Below are 18,711 nucleotides of genomic sequence, written 5' to 3' on the forward strand. Positions count from 1 at the left end.
GCATGAAAAATGGCCGGAGCCCTCACGGGCGCCGGCCATCCACAGTGAAGTGCTGACGGCAAACTGAATCAGATTGCCATTGCCAGACGCCGCTTCTCGGCGCGCTGCATGAAGTGATTCGCCACCACGACGCCCACCGTGACGACGGCGATGAACAGCGTCGCCAGTGCATTCATTTCCGGATTCAGCCCGAGCCGCACGCGCGAGAACACCACCAGCGGCAGCGTCGTCGAACCCGGGCCCGACAGGAACGCGGAAAGCACCAGGTCATCGATCGACAGCGTGAACGACAGCAGCCACCCGGCCACCAGCGCCTGCGAGATCAGCGGCAGCGTGATGAAGAAAAATACACGCAACGGCGTGGCGCCGAGATCCAGTGCAGCTTCCTCGAGCGACGGATGCAGGTCGCGCACGCGCGACTGCACAATAATCGCGACGTAGGAAATACACAACATCACGTGACCGATCCAGATCGTGAAAATGCCGCGTCCCGCCGGCCAGCCGAGCCACTTGCCCATTTCGATGAACAGCAGCAGCAGCGAAATGCCCTGGATCACTTCGGGAATGACGAGGGGTGCATTGATCATCCCGGTGTACAGCGTGAAGCCGCGAAACCGACCCATGCGCGCGAGCACGAAGCCCGCCCAGGTGCCGATGATCACCGACGCGAACGCGGTCAGCAACGCCACCCGCAGCGACAGCCACGCGGCGTTGATCAGTTCTTCGTCCTGCAGCAAGGCCGAGTACCAGCGCGTCGAGAAGCGCGTCCACACCGTCACGAGCTGCGACTCGTTGAACGAGTACACGACGAGGCTGATGATCGGCACGTAGAGGAACGCGAAGCCGATCGCGAGCGCGATGAACTGCAATACACGATTGGGCTTCATCAGCGTTTCTCCTCCAGTTCCTTCGCCTGCGCATACTGAAACAGCGCCATCGGAACGAGCAGCAGCAGCACCATCGCGCAGGTGACGGCGGAAGCCATCGGCCAGTCGGCGTTATCGAAGAACTCATTCCACATCACGCGGCCGATCATCAACGTATTCGCGCCGCCGAGCAGTTCAGGAATCACGTACTCGCCCACAGCCGGAATGAACACCAGCAGACAGCCCGCGATGATGCCGTTCTTCGACAGCGGCAGTGTGATCCGCCAGAACGCCGTCCACGGCTTCGCACCGAGGTCGTACGCGGCCTCGAGCAGCGTCAGGTCCATCTTCACGAGATGCGCGTAGAGCGGCATCACGAGGAACGGCAGGTACGAATACACCATGCCGATATAGACGGCCGTGTTCGTGTGATATAGCTCGATGGGCGAATGAATCAGCCCGATCGACATCAGGAAGTTGTTCAGCAGCCCGTTGTTCTTCAGGATGCCGATCCACGCATACACGCGGATCAGAAACGACGTCCAGAACGGCAGCATCACGGCCATCATCAGGATGTTGCGCGTGGCGGGATTCGAGCGCGCGATGTAGTACGCCATCGGATAGCCGAGCAGCAGACAGAGCAGCGTCGAAATCGCCGCGACGACCACCGAGTTCACATAGGTCGCGAAGTACAGGCTGTCGGTCAGCAGGAACGCGTAGTGCGACAGGTCAAGCGCGATGTGAACGACGCCGTCCGTGAACGTCGTCAGTTCCGTGTACGGCGGAATGCCGAGCTGCAGATCCGCGAAGCTGATCTTCACGACGAGCAGGAACGGCACGAGGAAGAACAGCAGCAGCCAGATGAACGGCCCCGCGACGACGGCCGTGCGCCCCGTCAGATGGAAGCGGCGCACGGGCCACCTCATGAAGGAATGCAGCGCGCTTTTCATGAGGTCAGCACCACGCCCGCCGATGCGCTCCAGCGCACATACACTTCATCGCCCCAGGTCGGCGTTTCGATCTCGGACAGTGCGAGGCTCGACACGTTGGCGATCACGGTTTTGCCCGCATCGAGCTTCACGTGATACAGCGAGTAGCCGCCCATGTACGCAATGTTCGTGACCGTGCCCTTGCCCCAGTTGAATGCGCCTTCGGGCGGCTTGCGCGTGAGCGCGATGCGCTCGGGGCGCACCGAGATCGTCACGGGCATGCCGAGCGGCCCCGTGATGCCGTGGCTCACGTACAGGCGCACGGGCAGGTCCGGCGTTTCGATATACACATGATCCGGCTCGTCCTCGACGACGTTGCCGTCGAACAGATTCGTCGAGCCGATGAACTCCGCCGAGAAGCGGCTGTTCGGATACTCGTAGACTTCGTTCGGCGTGCCGAGCTGCACGATCTCGCCTTCGCTCATCACGGCGAGGCGCCCCGCCATCGTCATCGCTTCTTCCTGATCGTGCGTGACCATGATGCAGGTGACGCCGACCTTGTCGAGGATATTGACGAGCTCGATCTGCGTGCGCTGCCGGATCTGCTTGTCGAGCGCGGACATCGGCTCGTCGAGCAGCAGCAGCTTCGGACGCTTGACGAGCGAGCGAGCGAGCGCGACGCGCTGCTGCTGCCCGCCCGACAGCTGATGCGGCTTGCGCTTCGCGAAGCGGCCCATCTGCACGAGTTCGAGCGCCGACTGCACGCGATCCTTCAGTTCGGCCTTCGGTACGCCTTCCTGCCTGAGGCCGAACGCGACATTCGCTTCGACCGTCATGTGCGGGAACAGCGCATACGACTGGAACATCATGTTGACGGGACGCCGGTACGGCGGCATCTGCGCGAGGTCTTCGCCGTCGATCAGGATCTTGCCCGACGTGACCGTTTCCAACCCCGCGAGCATGCGCAGGAGTGTCGACTTGCCGCAACCGGAACTGCCGAGCAGCGCGAACAGTTCGCCCTTCTTGACCGACAGATTGACACCCTTGACCGCGACCGTCTCGCCGAATTTTTTCACGACGTCGACGATCTGCACGAAGTTTTCCGCTGCGTTCTGCGCAGCGGCGGAATTGCCCGAGGACGACACGCCGGCCCCTGCCAGCACGTTCGACTGGTCACTCATGATCTGCTGCTTCTCTCCCTGCATTTGACGAACAAAGCCCCCGGCTGGATACCGAGGGCTTCATGATGATGCGCTCCTGCACTACCGTCTGGCTCAGCGGCCGGACTTGAACTCGGTCCAGAGCCGCGTCTGCAGACGCTGGATTTCAGGCGGCAGCGGCTTGAGCAGGAACAGCGTCTTGACGACGTCCGCCGGCGGATAGACGGCGGGATCGTTCGCGACGTCCTTGTCCACGTACTTGCGCGCCTCCGTGTTCGCACTCGGGTAGTACACGGCGTTGGTGATGGCTGCGTGGACTTGCGGCGTCTCGATGTAGTTGATCCACTCCGCGGCCGCTTCCTTATTCTTCGCGTCCTTCGGGATCGCCATCACGTCGAACCACACGGGCGCGCCGCCCTTCGGAATGTAATAGTCGATCTTGAACGGCTTCTTCGCTTCCGCCGCGCGATGCTTCGCGATCACGACGTCGCCCGACCAGCCGTACGCGAAGCAGACGTCGCCGCCGACCATGTCGTTGATATAGCCCGACGAGTTGAACTGCGTGATGTACGGGCGGATCTTCTTCATCATCGCGAGGGCTTCGCGATAGTCGGCGGGATTCGTGCTCATCGGATCCTTGCCGATGTAGTGCAGCGCGGCCGCGAACATCTGGTCCGGCGCGTCGAGCACGGACACGCCGCACGCCTTGAGCTTCGAGATGTTTTCCGGCTTGAACAGGATGTCCCAGTTGTCGAGGGCCACGCCCTTGCCGAGAATCTGCTGCGCCTTGGTCACGTTGTAGCCGAGGCCCGTCGTGCCGTAGGCCCAGGGCACCGTGAACCTGTTGCCCGGGTCGGCGCCCGCGACGAGCGCCATCAGCGCCGGATCGAGGTACTTGAGGTTCGGGATCTTCGACTTGTCGAGCGGCGCGAAGATGCCCGCTGCGATCTGCTTGCCCGCGTAGTTGCTGGTCGGCACGACGATGTCGTAGCCCGAGTTGCCCGTCAGCAGCTTGGCCTGCAGCGTGTCGTCGCTATCGTAGTTGTCGTACTTGACCTGGACGCCCGTCTGCTTCGTGAAGTTCGGAATCGTGTCCTTGGCGATGTAGTCCGACCAGTTGTACACATTCAGTTGTGTATCTTTTGCCGCCGCCGACATGAAAGGCGTCGCGCACAGCACCAGCGCAGCCAGTTGGCCCACCACCCGTTTCTTCATTCCGTTCTCCGTTCTCCGTTCTGACCGGCGCGAAACCGGTCGCTGACCCCGCTTCAAGCCGCTGCGTATCCGCGGCGGCTACCCTTGAAAAACCCGAAAACTACCATCAATCGATGCCCGATTCAAAAAAAACCGCCAGATGTCGCGCAAAGGGTACAGCGCGCGGCCTTCTGCGGGCCGGTTCTTCTGCCTGCTTGTCCCGTCCGGTTATGCCGTCGGGGTAACGGGCCGGGCGTCGTCCGCCCCGTCGCTCCGATTCGGCGGCAGTACCTCCCGCCGACCTGTACTGCGCCGGGGAGGCCGTCACGCCACTGCAAAATTTGGCCGCAATTTTATCGGGTTATCGCGTCCTGTCCACCCGAATAAAACCTCCTTTCCTGCATCCGGGCGTCATGTGCAGTGCAGGCCCACTGGAGCGAACTGCACCCGGCCTCAAACGCGTCCTCCACCATCACTATAGACTGTCAAATAAACCCAGATTGTGGTGCCACGCGATGTACTGGAATGCATGGCATAAGGCTTGCCCCTCGTGGACAGTGTCTTCCGCCGCCGGAAAGCGATGAACACGAACCCGTTCACACTGAATGCGTCCCGCCGACGCCGCCGCGGCGCGGGGACGTCGCGCCCGCAGAACTGGCTGTCTTTCGTCGGCGCGGGCGCGCTCGTTGCCGTCGGCTACATGGATCCCGGCAACTGGGCGACGGCGCTTGCAGGCGGCGCGAGCTACGGCTATACGCTGCTGAGCGTCGTGATCGCGTCGAGCCTGATGGCGATGCTGCTGCAATGGGTGTCGTCGCGCCTGGGCGTCGTGACGGGACGCGACCTCGCGCAACATTGCCGCGAACGCACGAGCCGGCGCACGACGCTGTTTCTGTGGGTAGCCAGTGAGATCGCGATCATCGCCTGCGATGTCGCCGAGGTGGTCGGCAGCGCAGTCGCGCTGCAATTGCTGCTCGGGGTGTCGCTGACGGCGGGCGTGCTGATGTCGGCCATCGGCACGTTCGCGATGCTCGCGTTGCAGCGGCATGGCCGCCGCACACTGGAGACGGCCGTCGTCGCGCTCATCCTGTTCGTCGGCTTGTGCTTCGTGATCGAACTCGTGCTGGCGCGGCCGGACTGGCGTGCGGCGCTGACGGGCGCGGCGCCCAGCGCCGACCTTCTGCGCAACGCGGGGATGGTCTGGCTGTCGGCAGGCATTCTGGGCGCGACGGTGATGCCGCATAACCTCTATCTGCATTCCGCGCTCGTCAAAACGCATGCACGCTCGACCGACGATACCGACATCGGCGATGCACTGCGCGGCGTCAACTTCGGCACCTTCAGCACGCTTTCATTGGCTTTCGTCATCAATGCAGCCTTGCTGATCGTGTCGGCGGCTGTGTTCCACGCGAGCGGCCATCGCAACGTGACGGATCTCGCCGACGCACACAGGCTGATCGCCCCCATCGTCGGCTCGCACTGGGCGGCTATCCTGTTTGCGGCCGCGCTGCTCGCATGCGGACTGAGCGCGACCGTCACGGGCACGCTCGCGGGTCAGGCAGTGATGGAAGGCTTTCTGCAGATCCGGCTGCCGCGCTGGCAGCGCGCGCTGCTCACGCGCTCGCTCGCGATCGGGCCTGCGCTCGTGGCCGTCGGGCTGTTCGGCCCGAACGGCTCCGCGCAGTTGCTGGTCGCAAGCCAGGTCGTGCTGAGCCTCCAGCTGCCGCTCGCCGTCGTCCCGCTGATCCGCTTCGCATCGGACGCGCGGCTGATGCATGGCTGGCGCGTGCGCGGCGTGCCGCTCGTGCTCGCGTGGGCGTGCGCGGCGGGCATCATTGCGCTGAATGGCGTGCTGATCTGGGAAACGGCGACGGGTTGAATGGTTGAACGGTCCTGCATGCGCATGCATTCGACTGTGACGGGTTAATCAACGCGTCCGCGATTGCGCTTTGCAAGTCGGCTTTTGGCGGTCCGACTTTCGCTGCCATGTCTCGGCGGTTGCACTCCTACAGGCTTTGATTCGCGTGTTACTGCACACGTCGTCGCAACGAAATGCATTGAGAGTGTGCGCAGCGAAGTGCAATGCAATGTAATGCACGGGAAGGATGCTGCAGGTCGATCCGCCGCCGTTGCACGGCATGCGCGATAGTGCAATGCACTGAGTGCGTACAGCTCGCCTGCCTGATGCAGATCGGCTACCGCACCATTGCGCGGAGAAGTGCAATACAGGCAAGTCAAATGAAAAACAGGTGCCGGAAGCCGATTTCCCTTTTGGTTTACCATAGCGGACCGCACGCATTTCCCGCCCAAGGTATCTCGATGTCATCGAATCTGCACGACCTCCCCGACAGCCCCTGCATCGGCGTCTGTTCGACGCTCTTCGACGAAGTCTGCAAAGGCTGTGGCCGTACGGCGGCGGAAGTGTCGAACTGGGTGTTTCTCACCGATGAGGAAAAACGCGCGGTCTGGACGCGCATCGAACGCGAAGGCTCGGCGATGCGGTTCAAATACGACAAGCTGTGAAGTCATCTGCGCGGATGGAACTCCGCGCATGCACCGACCCAATCAGCAAAAACGCCGGCTCGTGACGAGGCCGGCGTTTTTTGTTGCACGATCGTTCAGGCGATGGATGCTCAGAACTTCATCCCGACACCGACGCCTACGATCAACGGGTCGATATGCAGTGTGCCAAGCGAGGCGCCATTGAGCGATGCATCCGTTTTCATCCAGACTTTCTTCACATCGACATTGGCGAACACCGATTTTGTCACTTGCACGTCGACGCCCATCTGCAGTGCCGGGCCGAAACTGCTGCGCTTGACCGAGATCTGCTGGTCGTCTGCATGCAGTCCGTCGTTGTAGAAGTACGTGTAGTTCACGCCGGCACCGACGTAGGGCCGAACCTGCCCCTGATGATTGAAGTGGTATTGCAGCAGCAGCGTAGGCGGCAGCACGTTGACGCCACCGAGTCCGCCAAGGCTCGATGTCAGCTGGTGCCGCGACGTGCCGAGAATCAGTTCCACCCCGACGTTGTCGCGGATCATGTAGGTGAAGTCGAGTTCAGGCACAGTCGCATTGTTGACGTCGACGTTCAGCGCGGACAGCGTGTCGCTGGTGCGTACCTGCGGGACGATGGAAATGGCGCGCAGACGCACGAGCACGTCGCCGGCATGGATGCCTGAGGTCGCGTCGCTGTCGGCGGCGAATGCGTGCGTGGAGATCAGCGCGAGCCCTGCCGTGCACAGTGCAGCCGCGATCGATCGGATTATTGTGTTCATAAGCTACCCTGATTTTTTTGTGTGGTTGCGCGACGTGCGAAGCATCGCGCGAGAGCATTGTCGAAGCTCTCTGCTCCGTGCTCCTTGACTCCCGTCAATCCAGGGAAAACGCGAGTCGCCCTGCGACAGCCGGTCGCGCCGCACCCGTCAGCAGCAGCTCGAGCAGGTCGCGCACGCTACGGATTGCATTGCCGAACGGCAATGCTTCACGCCCCCGGAAGAACAACCCGTTGTTCACGTCGCCGCGCAGTGCAGCTGCAAGCCGCGTGTCGATGCAGAAGTGACCGAACTTTTCGATGCCGTCGCGCAAGCCGCATGCACTCAGGCATTCGAGTGCAGTCGGACAGGCCAACTTGAGTGCACCGATCTTCGTGCGAATGCGCGCTTCATTACGCAGGTAGCGCTCGAGCCAGGGCGTCTTCACCGCACGCGCCGGCAAGCCCGTCACGCTGACGAACTCCACGATGTCGTCCGGCGTCGCATCCGCCAGCACGCGCTTGAAGCGAGGATGCGCATCGCCTTCTTCCGTGACCGCGAACGGCGTACCGATCTGCACGCCGTTTGCACCGGCGTCGATACAGGCGCGAACTGCCTCATGACTGTTGATGCCGCCTGCAACGATCACCGGCATTTGAGTTCGGCTGATTTGCAACGAAGCAAATAGCTCGTCAATTTCGTGCAGGACGCGTGTGAACTCGAAACGCGTGTCGTGCATGTCGTCGAGGTTCGTCACGCCGAGATGTCCCCGGCATGCGCCGGATGCTCAATCACGATCGCATCGGGCAAACGACCCTTCTTCATCCACTTCTTCAGCACCACGCCGACACCGCGGCTGTCGGAGAGAATCGGAATCAACGCGATATCGTGTGCTTGCGTGAGATCGGGCAAGTCGAGCGGGAGGCCTGCCCCCATGACGATCGCGTCCGCGCCTTCCTCGCACGCGATTCGCACGTAGTCCGCATGCGCGTTGACGGCCTTCATCACGTTGACGGCGATCATGCCGCGCCCTTCGCTGAGGATTCGCGCTGCCCGGATTTCCCGCACAAGCGCAGTGCGGTTTGCGTCTTCAAGCGTCGCGCGGTCGGGCACCGCGCGGCAGCGCTCGAGCAGATCGGCGTGATGGTGGCGCAGATCGATACTGGCGATCGTGCCGAGCGCGCCTTCGCGCGCCACGCTGCCCGCAAGCCGGTGCGCGGACACGCCGACGCCCATACCGCCCTGCACGATGGGCAACAGCGAACGCCCACGAATCACAAGAGGAGCGAACGAATGTGTAGGAAACATGAGAGGCCTCTGCCGTCGACGGGATTCGACGAAAAGCCTCGATGGTCGCAACTGCAGGATGCAGTATCTTGCGTGAAGTCAAACAAAAAGCGTGTGCCTGTTATCGGCACGCGCTTTCGTTGCGCTTCATCATCCGTCGTGCGCGCCGTGTCAACGTAAAACGCCTTGCGACGCGCTATGCAGATTTATGCAGGCTTGCTTACTTTCAATTGCATCGACTTGTACTCGAGATACTCTTCGAGCCCATATGTACCATTCTCGCGGCCATGTCCTGACTGTTTGAAGCCGCCGAACGGCGCAACCATATTCCATGCACCGCCATTGATATCGACTTGCCCCGTGCGAATGCGCCGCGCGACGCTCATCGCGCGCTCGTCGCTGCCGGCCCACACTGCACCGCCTAGTCCGTACACCGAGTCGTTGGCGATGCGCACTGCTTCCTCTTCGTCCTTGTATGTGAGAATGGTCAGCACCGGCCCGAAGATTTCCTCCTGTGCGATCGTCGCCTTCGGATGCACACGGCCGAACACCGTCGGTTTCACGAAGAAACCCTTCGAGACGCCATCCGGCATACCGGCGCCGCCCGTGATGAGTTCAGCGCCTTCTTCGATGCCACGCGAAATATATTGCTGAACGCGAGACTGCTGCGCGGCCGAAGCGAGCGGACCGAGACGCGTGGTCTCGACCCGCGGATCGCCCGCGACGAATGCCTCAGCCGCTTTTTTCGCAAGTTCGCGCGCTTCGTCGTAGCGCGATTCAGGCACGATCATGCGCGTGTGGGCCGAGCACGTTTGTCCCGAGTTCAGGAAGCAGGCGCTGACGGTGCCCTTGATTGCAGCCGCAAAATCGGCGTCGTCGAGAATCACGGATGCCGACTTGCCGCCCAGTTCCAGTGCAACCCGCTTGACCGTCGCCGCGGCAAGTTCCGACACGCGCTTGCCCGCACGGGTCGAACCCGTGAACGACACCATGTCGACAGAGGGATGACTGGCGAGCACTTCCCCGACCACCGGACCATATCCGCTGACGAGGTTGAACACACCTGCGGGCAATCCTGCTTCATGAATTGCTTCCGCGAGCACGAAGGCATTGAGCGGCGCCACTTCCGATGGCTTGAGCACGATCGTGCAGCCAGCCGCAAGCGCGGGTGCCACCTTAAGCGTGATCTGATTCAGCGGATAGTTCCAGGGCGTGATCGCGGCGACCACGCCGACGGGTTCACGGACGACAAGCGAATTTCCGACCCGTTCCTCGAACTGGAATTCACCTGCGAGCTTTGCGTAGGTATTCCAGTTATACACGGGACCGCCGACCTGGATCGCGCGCGCCAGCTTGATCGGCATGCCGACTTCACCACAGATGTAGCCTGCCAGTTCATCCGTGCGCGCCTTGAGGTTATCTGCAATCTTTTGCAGGTACGCGCTGCGCTCTTTGGCGGGCGTCGCAGCCCAGCTGTCGAAGGCCGCACGTGCGGCAGCAATCGCGGCTTCGGCGTCGGCTTCGATCCCCTCGGGGATGCGGCCCATGACTTCTTCCGTGCCCGAATCGATCACGTCGATCGTGCCCGTGCCACAGGGTTTGATCCATTTGCCGTCGATATAGAAGTGCTCGAAGGTCTTCATTGTGGTGCGTCCTGTCTCCTGGATAGTCCGCTCATTTTACTCGCGGACCACAGACGCGATCGGACACATGCCGAGGACGTCGGTATGTGCTCGCGAACGAATCAGCAACACCAAATAAAAAACCCGCTTCGTCTGAAGCGGGTTTTGAGCAAGTCGCAGCGGCAGTGCTTACTGTAAGCCTTGGCTCGACAGGAAGTCTTCGTAATTGCCGCCAAAGTCGTTCAGCGTGCCATCCGTCTTCACTTCGATAATGCGATGCGCGAGGCCGCTGACGAATTCGCGGTCGTGCGAGACGAAAATCAGCGTGCCATCGTATTTGTCCAGCGCGATCTGCAACGATTCGATGGACTCCATGTCCATGTGGTTCGTCGGCTCATCCATCAGCAGCACGTTGTGGCGGCCGAGCATCAGCTTGCCCCAGATCATGCGGCCCTTCTCCCCGCCCGACAGCACCTTCACCGACTTCTTGATGTCGTCTGCATTAAAGAGCAGGCGGCCAAGCGTGCCACGCACCATCTGCTCGTCGTCGCCTTCCTGGCGGTACTGGTCGATCCAGTCCATCAGCGTGACGTCGTTCGGAAACTCCTCGTACGTGTCCTGCGGCATGTAGCCGACGTTCGCGTTCTCGGCCCATTTGATCGTGCCGTGCTCGAGCGCCAGATTGCCGAGCAGCGACCGCAGCAGCGTCGTCTTGCCCGCGCCGTTTTCGCCGATGATCGCGATGCGCTCGCCCGGCTGCACACTGAGGTTGAAGTTGTTGAAGATCGTGCGGTCGTATTTCTTCGTGATGCTGTCCGCGACCACTGCAATATTGTGCAACTTCTTCTCGTACTCGAAGCGGATGAACGGGTTCTGACGCGACGACGGCTTGAATTCCTCGATCTTGATCTTGTCGATCATCTTCAGACGGCTGGTGGCCTGACGTGCTTTCGACTTGTTCGCCGAGAAGCGGCGCACGAAATCCTGCAGGTCGGCGACACGTTCCTTCGCCTTCGCGTTCGCGGCCTGCTGACGCTCTCGCGCCTGCGTGCTCGCGAGCATGTAGTCATCGTAGTTGCCCGGGTAGACCTTCAACGTGCCGTAGTCCATGTCCGCCATGTGCGTGCAGACCTGGTTCAGGAAGTGGCGATCGTGCGAAATGATGATCATCGTCGAGTCGTACTCGTTCAGCACGTCTTCGAGCCAGCGGATCGAGTTGATGTCCAGGTTGTTGGTCGGTTCGTCGAGCAGCAGCACGTCCGGCTTCGAAAACAGCGCCTGTGCGAGCAGCACGCGCAGCTTCCAGCCGGGCGCGACGTTGCTCATCGGACCATTGTGCAGGTCTATCGAGATACCGATGCCAAGCAGCAGTTCACCCGCGCGCGCTTCCGCCGTGTAGCCGTCGTATTCGGCGAACTTTGCTTCCAGTTCGGCTGCGTGCATGTAGTCGTCGTCGGTCGCTTCAGGATTCGCGTAGATCGCGTCCCGCTCGGTCATGGCGGCCCACATTTCCGTGTGGCCCATCATCACGACGTCGAGCACGCGCACGTCTTCATACGCGAACTGGTCCTGACGCAGCTTGCCGAGACGGACGTTCGGCTCGAGCATCACGTTGCCCGAGCTCTGCTCAAGGTCGCCGCCCAGAATTTTCATGAACGTCGACTTGCCGCAACCGTTCGCACCGATCAGGCCGTAGCGGTTGCCTTCGCCGAATTTGACCGAGATGTTCTCGAACAGGGGCTTCGGCCCGAATTGCATGGTGATGTTGGCAGTAGACAGCACGGCGCGTCCCTTTGAATGATAGATCGGCGAAAAACCAATTATTTTAGCAGGTTATCGCGTCACGCGCGCCGCGCTCCAGGCGACTGCGATAGCCCTCTACCCATTTTTACGCGGCGTCTGCAACACATCGATGAATCCGGACAGATCTGCATCCGCAAGCCCCATCGCTGCACCCAGACGCAACAGTTGCTGCACTGCGCCCGAAACCGGCATTGGAGTGCCTGTTTCGTAAGCGGCCGCCGCAATCGTGTCGACGTCCTTCTGAAACGTGCTCAATGCACCGATGGGCGGCTGACCGGACTGCGTCATGCGCGGCACGAAGGTCTGCAGCAGCACCGAGTCGGCCCAACCGCCCGCGAGCGCCTGCGTCAGCCGGGCGGCATCGATTCCGCTGCGCTGTGCAAGACTGACCGCCTCGGCGATGGCCGCCACCGTCGACGTCACGATCGCCTGATTGCACAGCTTGGTGGTCTGTCCGGCGCCCGCCGCACCCATGTGCGTGACGCGCGCCGCGTAGGCTTCGATTGCGGGGGTTACGGCGGCGACGTCGGCTGCCTCGCCGCCCGCCATCACGGCAAGCGTTCCTGCAATCGCGCCAGCCACCCCACCCGATACGGGTGCGTCAATCCAGCCGATATCCGCTTCCGCGGCCCGCCTGGCAAAAGCGCGCGTCGCGGACGGCGGAATGCTGCCGTGATCGACGATCCAGCGCACCCGGTTGTCGCCTTTCTGCTGCATCGCGGCGGGCACGATTCCGTTTGCGCCGAACACCACTTCCTCTACGGCCGCTGCATCCAGTACGCACAGGAAAACCGCTTGAGCACGGCTGACCAGTTCGGCAGGCGTCGACGCGACCGTTGCTCCGTCCGGCACGAGCGCCTCCGCCTTCGCACGCGTGCGATTCCAGACCTGCACTGCATGACCTGCACGCAGCAGATGGCGAATCATCGGCGCGCCCATCAGGCCAGGGCCGCAAAAACCAATCTCCACTTTTTTCTCCTTCATTCGATGCGCAGCACGCATCGGATTCCACCGGCCGCGCATTGGCGCCCTTCAAACCGTTCATGATACCGGCCGCATCGCATTGCAACATGTCGGGCACGCGACGTGCATTCTGCTTCGTTCACGCGAAACACATTGCCTATACTTTTTTCGACCAACAGGAGGTGCATCATGAGCGACCACGTGTACAAGCACATCGAGTTGACGGGTTCGTCGACGAAATCCAGCGACGACGCAATCCGCTGCGCGATCGAAAAAGCCGGGAAAACGCTGCGCAACATGCACTGGTTCGAGGTCGTGGAGACGCGCGGCCATATCGAAGACAACAATGTCGTCCACTGGCAGGTCACGCTGAAGGTTGGCTTGCGCATCGAGGATTGAGACAGCGAGCGCACGCAGCCCGCATAGCAAGGCCGAGAGCCCATGAAAAAAGCTGCATCCGGCATGATGCCGGATGCAGCTTTTAGCGTGCGCGCAGGAAGCTCAGGTCGACGATCTGCATCGCAACCGCTGCGCCGAACGGACCTTCGTCTGAGCGCGATTCAATGCAGCCGTCAATCCTGCGCTTTACTTCGGCAGCGAGCCATCCACGCCCTCGACGTACCAGTTCAGGCGCTGCAGTTCAGGATCGGCGAGCGTCTTGCCGGCAGGCACCTTCACGGCACCCGTCTGGTCCTTGATCGGACCCGTGAACACGTCCCACTTGCCGCTGGCCAGTTGCGTGCGCTTCGCATCGACATCCTTCATTGCATTGGCGGGGATCGCCGTCGTGTTCAAGTCTTCGAGATTGACGGCCTTTTGCGGAATGCCCCACCACACGGGGTCATTTTTCCACTTGCCGTCCAGCACCTGCTGGATGACCGCCGTGTAGTACACGCCCCAATGCGCGACGACTGAACCAAGATGCGCGTCGGGACCGAACTTCTTCATATCCGAATCCCAGCCGAATGCATGCACATGCTTCTCGGAAGCCGTGGCGAGCGTCGCGCTGGAATCGGTGTTCTGCAGCAGCACGTCGGCACCCTGACCGATCAGCGTCTCGGCCGCCTGTTTCTCCTTGCCCGGGTCAAACCAGCTGTTGATCCAGATGACCTTGGTGTGCACCTTCGGATTCACCGAGCGCGCGCCGAGCGTGTATGCATTGATGTTGCGCACCACTTCAGGAATCGGTACTGACGCAACGAAGCCGAGTGTATTCGTCTTCGTCACGTAGCCCGCGGCGACGCCCGCAAGGTAGGCACCCTGATACATGCGCACGTCGTATGTGCCGAAGTTTGCTGCTTTCTTGTAACCCGTCGCATGCAGGAAAGTCGTGTCGGGGAAATCCTTTGCCACTTTCAGTTCGAAATCCTGAAACCCGAAGCTCGAACCGAAGATGATCTTATTGCCCTTGTTCGCCAGATCGCGGAACACGCGCTCTGAGTCGGCGGATTCGGGCACATTCTCGACGCGCGTGATCTTGATCTTGTTGCCGAACTTCGCTTCGACTTCCTTCGAGCCCTGATCGTGCGCGTAGGTCCAGCCTGCATCGCCCGGATTGCCGAGATAGACGAACGCGACGCCAGGCACCTCGGCGGCGCGCGCCGTCGAAGTCAGCGCGCCGCCCGCGGCGAGCGACGCCGCGGCAAGCGCCAGCGCGTTCAGCATGGTTCTTTTCTTCATGTTTTTCTCCTGTCGTTGGATCGGATGTTTTGTTTGATGAACGGGCATGCGCTCAGGCAGCGCTCAGCAACGCTTACCCTGCCGCGAAGAACGGCTTGCCCAGCGACGCGGGTGCATTCAGGCGAATCGTATTCGGATTGCGCGAAATCAGCACGAGCACGACGACTGTTGCAACATACGGCAGCATGGCGAGGAACTGCGTCGGTACGGGAACGCCAATCGCCTGTGCATAAAACTGCAGGCCTGTCACTGCACCGAACAATAGTGCACCGACGAGCAGACGCCCCGGACGCCACGTCGCAAACACGACGAGTGCAAGCGCGATCCACCCGCGACCTGAAGTCAATTGCTCCTGCCACAGGTGCAGATTGACGATCGAGTAGTAGCCGCCCGCGAGTCCCGCCATCGCGCCGCCGAAAAGCGTCGCGCCGTAACGCACGCCGACCACGGGAAAACCAACCGAATGCGCGACTTGCGGCGATTCGCCGACCGAGCGCAGCACGAGTCCGGCACGCGTGCGATACAGGAACCAGCCGACGACACCGAACATAATGAACGCAAGATAGTCGAGCGGCGTGAGGCTGAAGAGCGCCGGGCCGAGCACGGGAATCTTCGACAGGCCGGGAATGACCCACGTGCCGATCGTCTCGCGCACGGCCGCCGACGTGTACGGCTTGCCGACATACGCGGACAGGCCAATGCCGAAGATCGTCAGCGAAAGTCCCGTCGCCACCTGGTTGGCGAGCATCGACAACACGAGGAACGCAAACAGCAGCGACATCGCGATGCCCGCGCCGATCGCCGCGAGCACGCCGACCCATGGGTTGCCCGTGATCGACGTGACCGCGTAGCCCGTCACGGCACCCATCAGCATCATGCCTTCGACGCCGAGGTTGAGTACGCCCGACTTCTCGGTGACGAGTTCGCCGACGCCGGCGAACATCAGTGGAATCGCAGCGACGATCGCGCTCGACATGAGCGCACTGGCTTGTTGGATATCCATATTGACCTGATTTAATCCGCGTTCAGACGGCTTTAAGAAGCCGCGATGCCGCGACGGCGTACGCGATAGTTGACGAACAGATCTGCGCCCAGCAGACAGAACAGCAGCAGTCCCTGGAACACGCCCGACAACGCCTGCGGCAACTGCATCGACGTCTGGACAGCTTCGCCGCCGAGGTAAAGCAGCGCCATCAGCAGACTCGCGAGCACGATACCGACGGGGTGCAGCCGTCCGACGAACACGACGATGATGGCCGTGAACCCATAGCCCGGCGACCATGTCGCCTGCAACTGACCGATCGGGCCGGCGATCTCGCCCATGCCGGCGAGACCGGCGAGACCGCCGCTTATTAGCAGCGACGTCCAGATGGTTTTCTTGTCGGAGAAACCCGCATAGCGCGCGGCAAGCGGCGCGAGCCCGCCGACGTTCATCCGGAAGCCCGCAAAGCTTTTGCGCATAAAGAGCCACACGAGCGGAATCGCGACTATTGTCATGAGAATCGATGCGTTCAGCCGCGTGCCCTTCAGAAGTTTCCAATGCCAGTCGCCGTAGAACGTCGGGTACAGCGCGTCGCCTGAGAACATCTCAGAGAGCGGGAAGTTCATGCCTTGTGGATCGCGCCAAGGGCCGCTGACCAGATAGATCAGTAGTTGCGTAGCGACGTAAGTGAGCATCAGGCTCGTGAGAATCTCGTTGGTATTAAAACGGCTCTTGAGCAGCGCGGGAATCGCGGCCCACGCCATGCCGCCGAGCACGCCCGCGATCATCATCGTCGGCAGAATCCACCAGCCCGTTGCCTGATCGAAGTAGATCGCCACGCCGCTCGCCGCGATGCCGCCCAGCAGCATCTGGCCTTCTGCGCCGATGTTCCAGACATTCGCGCGGTAGCCGATGGCAAGGCCGAGTCCAATCAGGCACAGCGGCGACGCCTTGAGCAGCAGTTCCGCCCAGCCGTTGACGCTCGAAAGTGGCTCGATGAAGAACGCGAACATCGCCTGCGCCGGGTCGCGCCCGACGAGACTGAAAATCAGAAAGCCGATGGCCAGCGTGAGGACCGCGGCGATCAGCGGCACGGCGAACTGCATGCTTCGCGATGGCGTTGTGCGGGCTTCGAGTCGATACGGAAGAATCATTGTGCGTTTTTTCTTGGTGATCTCTGCAGTTGCACTTGGGTGCGTGTCAGTTCATGCATGCGCAGTTCATGCTGCAGTTTATGCATGAGCCGGCTGCTCCGACGACGGCGGCGCGCCCTCGCGCTCGCCGAACAGCCCTGCCATCCAGCGGCCGATTTCCTCCGCATTCGTGTCGCCCGTCTTGCGCGCCGGCGACATGCGTCCGCGCGCGATCACAGCGATGCGGTCGCAGATATCGAAGAGTTCTTCGAGTTCTTCGGAGATCACCAGGATCGCAACGCCGCGCGCCGACAGATCGAGCAGCTGCTGCCGGATGAAAGCGGCCGCGCCGACGTCGACGCCCCACGTCGGCTGTGCGACGACCAGCACCTTCGGCGCCTGGAGGATTTCGCGCCCGACGATGAACTTCTGCAGATTGCCGCCCGACAGACTTTGCGCGAGCGCGTTTTCGCCGCCGCAACGCACGTCGAACGATTCGATGCAGCGCTTCGCGAACGCCCGCATCGCGGCTGCGTTGATCCAGCCCGAACGGACCATCTGCTGACGGTGCGCCGTCAGCAGCGCATTTTCGGCCAGCGACATCGCGGGTACCGCGCCGCGTCCGAGGCGCTCTTCGGGCACGAACGCGAAACCCAGCCTGCGGCGCGCCGCTGCACTGAGCTTGCCCGCCGTCTTGCCACAGATCGTGACGGCATCCGCTCGATTGCCCTTGTGCTCGCCCGACAGTGCCGCCAGCAGTTCCGCCTGGCCGTTGCCCGACACGCCCGCGATGCCGAATATTTCACCTGCGTGCACGCTGAACGACACATCGTCGAGCGATGTGCCGAACGGATCGTCGCTGGCAGATGAAAGATTTTTCACGTCGAGCAGCACGTCGCCTGGCGTATGCACTCGACGTTCGTAATCCGGCAGCGAATGACCGACCATCAGTTGCGCGAGCGATGCATGCGTCTCGTCGCGCGGCTGCACCCGGCCCGTCACCTTGCCGCCGCGCATCACCGTGGCCGTGTCGCAGAGTTCCTGGATTTCGTCGAGCTTGTGGCTGATGTACAGAATGCTGCAGCCCTCCGACGCGAGGCGGCGCAGCGTCGCGAACAGCTTGCGCACGGCTTGCGGCGTGAGCACCGAGGTCGGCTCGTCCATGATGAGCAGCCGCGGATTCTGCAACAGGCAGCGCACGATTTCGACACGCTGCCGCTCACCCACGGTCAGGCTGTGCACATGGCGTTGCGGATCGATGTCGAGCCCATACTCTGCCGACACCTCACGAATGCGCTTGCCCAGCGCCTTCAGATCGAATGGTTCGTCGAGCGCGAGCGCGATGTTCTCGCCGACCGTCAATGTCTCGAACAGCGAGAAATGCTGGAACACCATGCCGATGCCAAGCTTGCGCGCCGCCGCCGGATTCGCGATGTCGACGGGCTGTCCCTCCCAGCGGATTTCGCCTGCATCCGGGCGCACCGCGCCGTAGATGATCTTCATCAGCGTGCTCTTGCCCGCGCCGTTTTCGCCGAGCACTGCATGAATTTCACCGGGTGCGACGATCAGCGTGACGTCGTCGTTCGCGCGAACTGCAGGATATTGCTTGCTGATACCCGTGAGTGCGAGGCGCGGTGTGGCGCCGCCGCTACGGTTTGCGCCGTTTGCGTGTGGGGTGCGGCCCGTCGGGCCGACTGTCGATGTGTCGCTCATGTTCTTCCGTGTTACGCGTGTGGCCGGCGGCACGCTACGCCCCGCGTGCTTCCCGCTTGAATATCCGTCGATTTCCGGGCGCGCTTCGCTCGAAATCCCGATCGGCACGCGCATGTCGTGCGGTC

At 61.9% G+C, this 18,711-nt stretch carries 15 protein-coding genes and 1 pseudogene; 3 read left to right on the forward strand and 13 right to left on the reverse strand.

What is annotated here, in order from left to right:
* Positions 1-68: 68 nt before the first annotated feature.
* The 4 genes from FRZ40_RS04345 to FRZ40_RS04360 all read right to left on the reverse strand — a co-directional run bounded on the left by FRZ40_RS04345 (position 69) and on the right by FRZ40_RS04360 (position 4,170).
* Positions 69-887 carry an ABC transporter permease subunit gene (locus tag FRZ40_RS04345; RefSeq protein ID WP_028370386.1) on the reverse strand — a complete coding sequence of 273 codons (819 nt, stop codon included), beginning with the start codon at positions 885-887 and terminating at the stop codon, positions 69-71.
* A complete protein-coding gene (locus FRZ40_RS04350) occupies positions 887-1,816 on the reverse strand; it encodes an ABC transporter permease subunit (protein ID WP_028370387.1) in 930 nt (309 codons plus the stop codon). Before FRZ40_RS04350 ends, FRZ40_RS04345 begins: the two co-directional genes overlap by 1 nt.
* A complete protein-coding gene (locus tag FRZ40_RS04355; RefSeq protein WP_035543702.1) occupies positions 1,813-2,976 on the reverse strand; it encodes an ABC transporter ATP-binding protein in 1,164 nt (387 codons plus the stop codon). The genes FRZ40_RS04350 and FRZ40_RS04355 overlap by 4 nt, the downstream gene beginning before the upstream one ends.
* 93 nt (positions 2,977-3,069) lie before the next feature.
* Positions 3,070-4,170 (reverse strand): polyamine ABC transporter substrate-binding protein, encoded by a 1,101-nt coding sequence (locus tag FRZ40_RS04360; protein ID WP_028370389.1) that lies wholly within the window; start codon positions 4,168-4,170, stop codon positions 3,070-3,072.
* A 559-nt stretch (positions 4,171-4,729) separates the two neighbouring features.
* On the opposite strand from FRZ40_RS04360, the gene FRZ40_RS04365 reads away from it, so the two are divergent.
* Together FRZ40_RS04365 and FRZ40_RS04370 are read left to right on the forward strand one after the other, a co-directional pair.
* Complete coding sequence (locus FRZ40_RS04365; RefSeq protein WP_147233483.1) at positions 4,730-6,028, forward strand: Nramp family divalent metal transporter; 1,299 nt, start codon at positions 4,730-4,732, stop codon at positions 6,026-6,028.
* Positions 6,029-6,468: 440 nt separating this feature from the next.
* Positions 6,469-6,672 (forward strand): DUF1289 domain-containing protein, encoded by a 204-nt coding sequence (locus FRZ40_RS04370; RefSeq protein WP_147233484.1) that lies wholly within the window; start codon positions 6,469-6,471, stop codon positions 6,670-6,672.
* Positions 6,673-6,782: 110 nt separating this feature from the next.
* Here FRZ40_RS04370 and FRZ40_RS04375 read toward each other — a convergent pair whose 3' ends face one another.
* From FRZ40_RS04375 to FRZ40_RS04395, 5 genes and pseudogenes are all read right to left on the reverse strand, one after another.
* A complete protein-coding gene (locus FRZ40_RS04375; RefSeq protein ID WP_147233485.1) occupies positions 6,783-7,427 on the reverse strand; it encodes an OmpW/AlkL family protein in 645 nt (214 codons plus the stop codon).
* 94 nt (positions 7,428-7,521) lie between these two features.
* Positions 7,522-8,711, reverse strand: a pseudogene (locus tag FRZ40_RS04380) (NAD(P)H-dependent flavin oxidoreductase).
* Positions 8,712-8,896: 185 nt separating this feature from the next.
* Positions 8,897-10,333 carry an aldehyde dehydrogenase family protein gene (locus tag FRZ40_RS04385; RefSeq protein WP_028370394.1) on the reverse strand — a complete coding sequence of 479 codons (1,437 nt, stop codon included), beginning with the start codon at positions 10,331-10,333 and terminating at the stop codon, positions 8,897-8,899.
* A gap of 168 nt (positions 10,334-10,501) precedes the next feature.
* Positions 10,502-12,094: an ABC-F family ATPase gene (locus tag FRZ40_RS04390; RefSeq protein WP_147233486.1), complete on the reverse strand. Its 1,593-nt coding sequence runs from the start codon at positions 12,092-12,094 to the stop codon at positions 10,502-10,504.
* Between the two features lie 96 nt (positions 12,095-12,190).
* Positions 12,191-13,138, reverse strand: coding sequence for an NAD(P)-dependent oxidoreductase (locus FRZ40_RS04395; RefSeq protein ID WP_147233487.1), 948 nt, complete (start codon positions 13,136-13,138; stop codon positions 12,191-12,193).
* A 129-nt stretch (positions 13,139-13,267) separates the two neighbouring features.
* On the opposite strand from FRZ40_RS04395, the gene FRZ40_RS04400 reads away from it, so the two are divergent.
* Positions 13,268-13,477 carry a dodecin gene (locus FRZ40_RS04400; RefSeq protein ID WP_028370397.1) on the forward strand — a complete coding sequence of 70 codons (210 nt, stop codon included), beginning with the start codon at positions 13,268-13,270 and terminating at the stop codon, positions 13,475-13,477.
* Positions 13,478-13,663: 186 nt separating this feature from the next.
* Here the strand turns inward: FRZ40_RS04400 and FRZ40_RS04405 are convergent, their stop codons facing one another.
* The 4 genes from FRZ40_RS04405 to FRZ40_RS04420 all read right to left on the reverse strand — a co-directional run bounded on the left by FRZ40_RS04405 (position 13,664) and on the right by FRZ40_RS04420 (position 18,586).
* The gene (locus FRZ40_RS04405; protein WP_147233488.1) at positions 13,664-14,758 is read right to left on the reverse strand and encodes a BMP family ABC transporter substrate-binding protein; all 1,095 of its coding nucleotides are present in this window, start codon (positions 14,756-14,758) and stop codon (positions 13,664-13,666) included.
* Between the two features lie 73 nt (positions 14,759-14,831).
* The gene (locus FRZ40_RS04410; protein ID WP_028370399.1) at positions 14,832-15,761 is read right to left on the reverse strand and encodes an ABC transporter permease; all 930 of its coding nucleotides are present in this window, start codon (positions 15,759-15,761) and stop codon (positions 14,832-14,834) included.
* Between the two features lie 32 nt (positions 15,762-15,793).
* Positions 15,794-16,894: an ABC transporter permease gene (locus FRZ40_RS04415; RefSeq protein WP_028370400.1), complete on the reverse strand. Its 1,101-nt coding sequence runs from the start codon at positions 16,892-16,894 to the stop codon at positions 15,794-15,796.
* A 78-nt stretch (positions 16,895-16,972) separates the two neighbouring features.
* Complete coding sequence (locus tag FRZ40_RS04420; RefSeq protein WP_147233489.1) at positions 16,973-18,586, reverse strand: ABC transporter ATP-binding protein; 1,614 nt, start codon at positions 18,584-18,586, stop codon at positions 16,973-16,975.
* Positions 18,587-18,711 lie beyond the last annotated feature (125 nt).

Origin of the sequence: Paraburkholderia azotifigens (assembly GCF_007995085.1) — a bacterium.
Classification (GTDB): domain Bacteria; phylum Pseudomonadota; class Gammaproteobacteria; order Burkholderiales; family Burkholderiaceae; genus Paraburkholderia; species Paraburkholderia azotifigens.

What these genes read in the sequence shown, in the direction of transcription:
- FRZ40_RS04345 (WP_028370386.1), bottom strand. Translation starts at nt 887, where the DNA reads ATGAAGCCCAATCGTGTATTGCAGTTCATCGCGCTCGCGATCGGCTTC.
- FRZ40_RS04350 (WP_028370387.1), bottom strand. Translation starts at nt 1,816, where the DNA reads ATGAAAAGCGCGCTGCATTCCTTCATGAGGTGGCCCGTGCGCCGCTTC.
- FRZ40_RS04355 (WP_035543702.1), bottom strand. Translation starts at nt 2,976, where the DNA reads ATGAGTGACCAGTCGAACGTGCTGGCAGGGGCCGGCGTGTCGTCCTCG.
- FRZ40_RS04360 (WP_028370389.1), bottom strand. Translation starts at nt 4,170, where the DNA reads ATGAAGAAACGGGTGGTGGGCCAACTGGCTGCGCTGGTGCTGTGCGCG.
- FRZ40_RS04365 (WP_147233483.1), top strand. Translation starts at nt 4,730, where the DNA reads ATGAACACGAACCCGTTCACACTGAATGCGTCCCGCCGACGCCGCCGC.
- FRZ40_RS04370 (WP_147233484.1), top strand. Translation starts at nt 6,469, where the DNA reads ATGTCATCGAATCTGCACGACCTCCCCGACAGCCCCTGCATCGGCGTC.
- FRZ40_RS04375 (WP_147233485.1), bottom strand. Translation starts at nt 7,427, where the DNA reads ATGAACACAATAATCCGATCGATCGCGGCTGCACTGTGCACGGCAGGG.
- FRZ40_RS04385 (WP_028370394.1), bottom strand. Translation starts at nt 10,333, where the DNA reads ATGAAGACCTTCGAGCACTTCTATATCGACGGCAAATGGATCAAACCC.
- FRZ40_RS04395 (WP_147233487.1), bottom strand. Translation starts at nt 13,138, where the DNA reads ATGCGCGGCCGGTGGAATCCGATGCGTGCTGCGCATCGAATGAAGGAG.
- FRZ40_RS04400 (WP_028370397.1), top strand. Translation starts at nt 13,268, where the DNA reads ATGAGCGACCACGTGTACAAGCACATCGAGTTGACGGGTTCGTCGACG.
- FRZ40_RS04405 (WP_147233488.1), bottom strand. Translation starts at nt 14,758, where the DNA reads ATGAAGAAAAGAACCATGCTGAACGCGCTGGCGCTTGCCGCGGCGTCG.
- FRZ40_RS04410 (WP_028370399.1), bottom strand. Translation starts at nt 15,761, where the DNA reads ATGGATATCCAACAAGCCAGTGCGCTCATGTCGAGCGCGATCGTCGCT.
- FRZ40_RS04415 (WP_028370400.1), bottom strand. Translation starts at nt 16,894, where the DNA reads ATGATTCTTCCGTATCGACTCGAAGCCCGCACAACGCCATCGCGAAGC.
- FRZ40_RS04420 (WP_147233489.1), bottom strand. Translation starts at nt 18,586, where the DNA reads ATGAGCGACACATCGACAGTCGGCCCGACGGGCCGCACCCCACACGCA.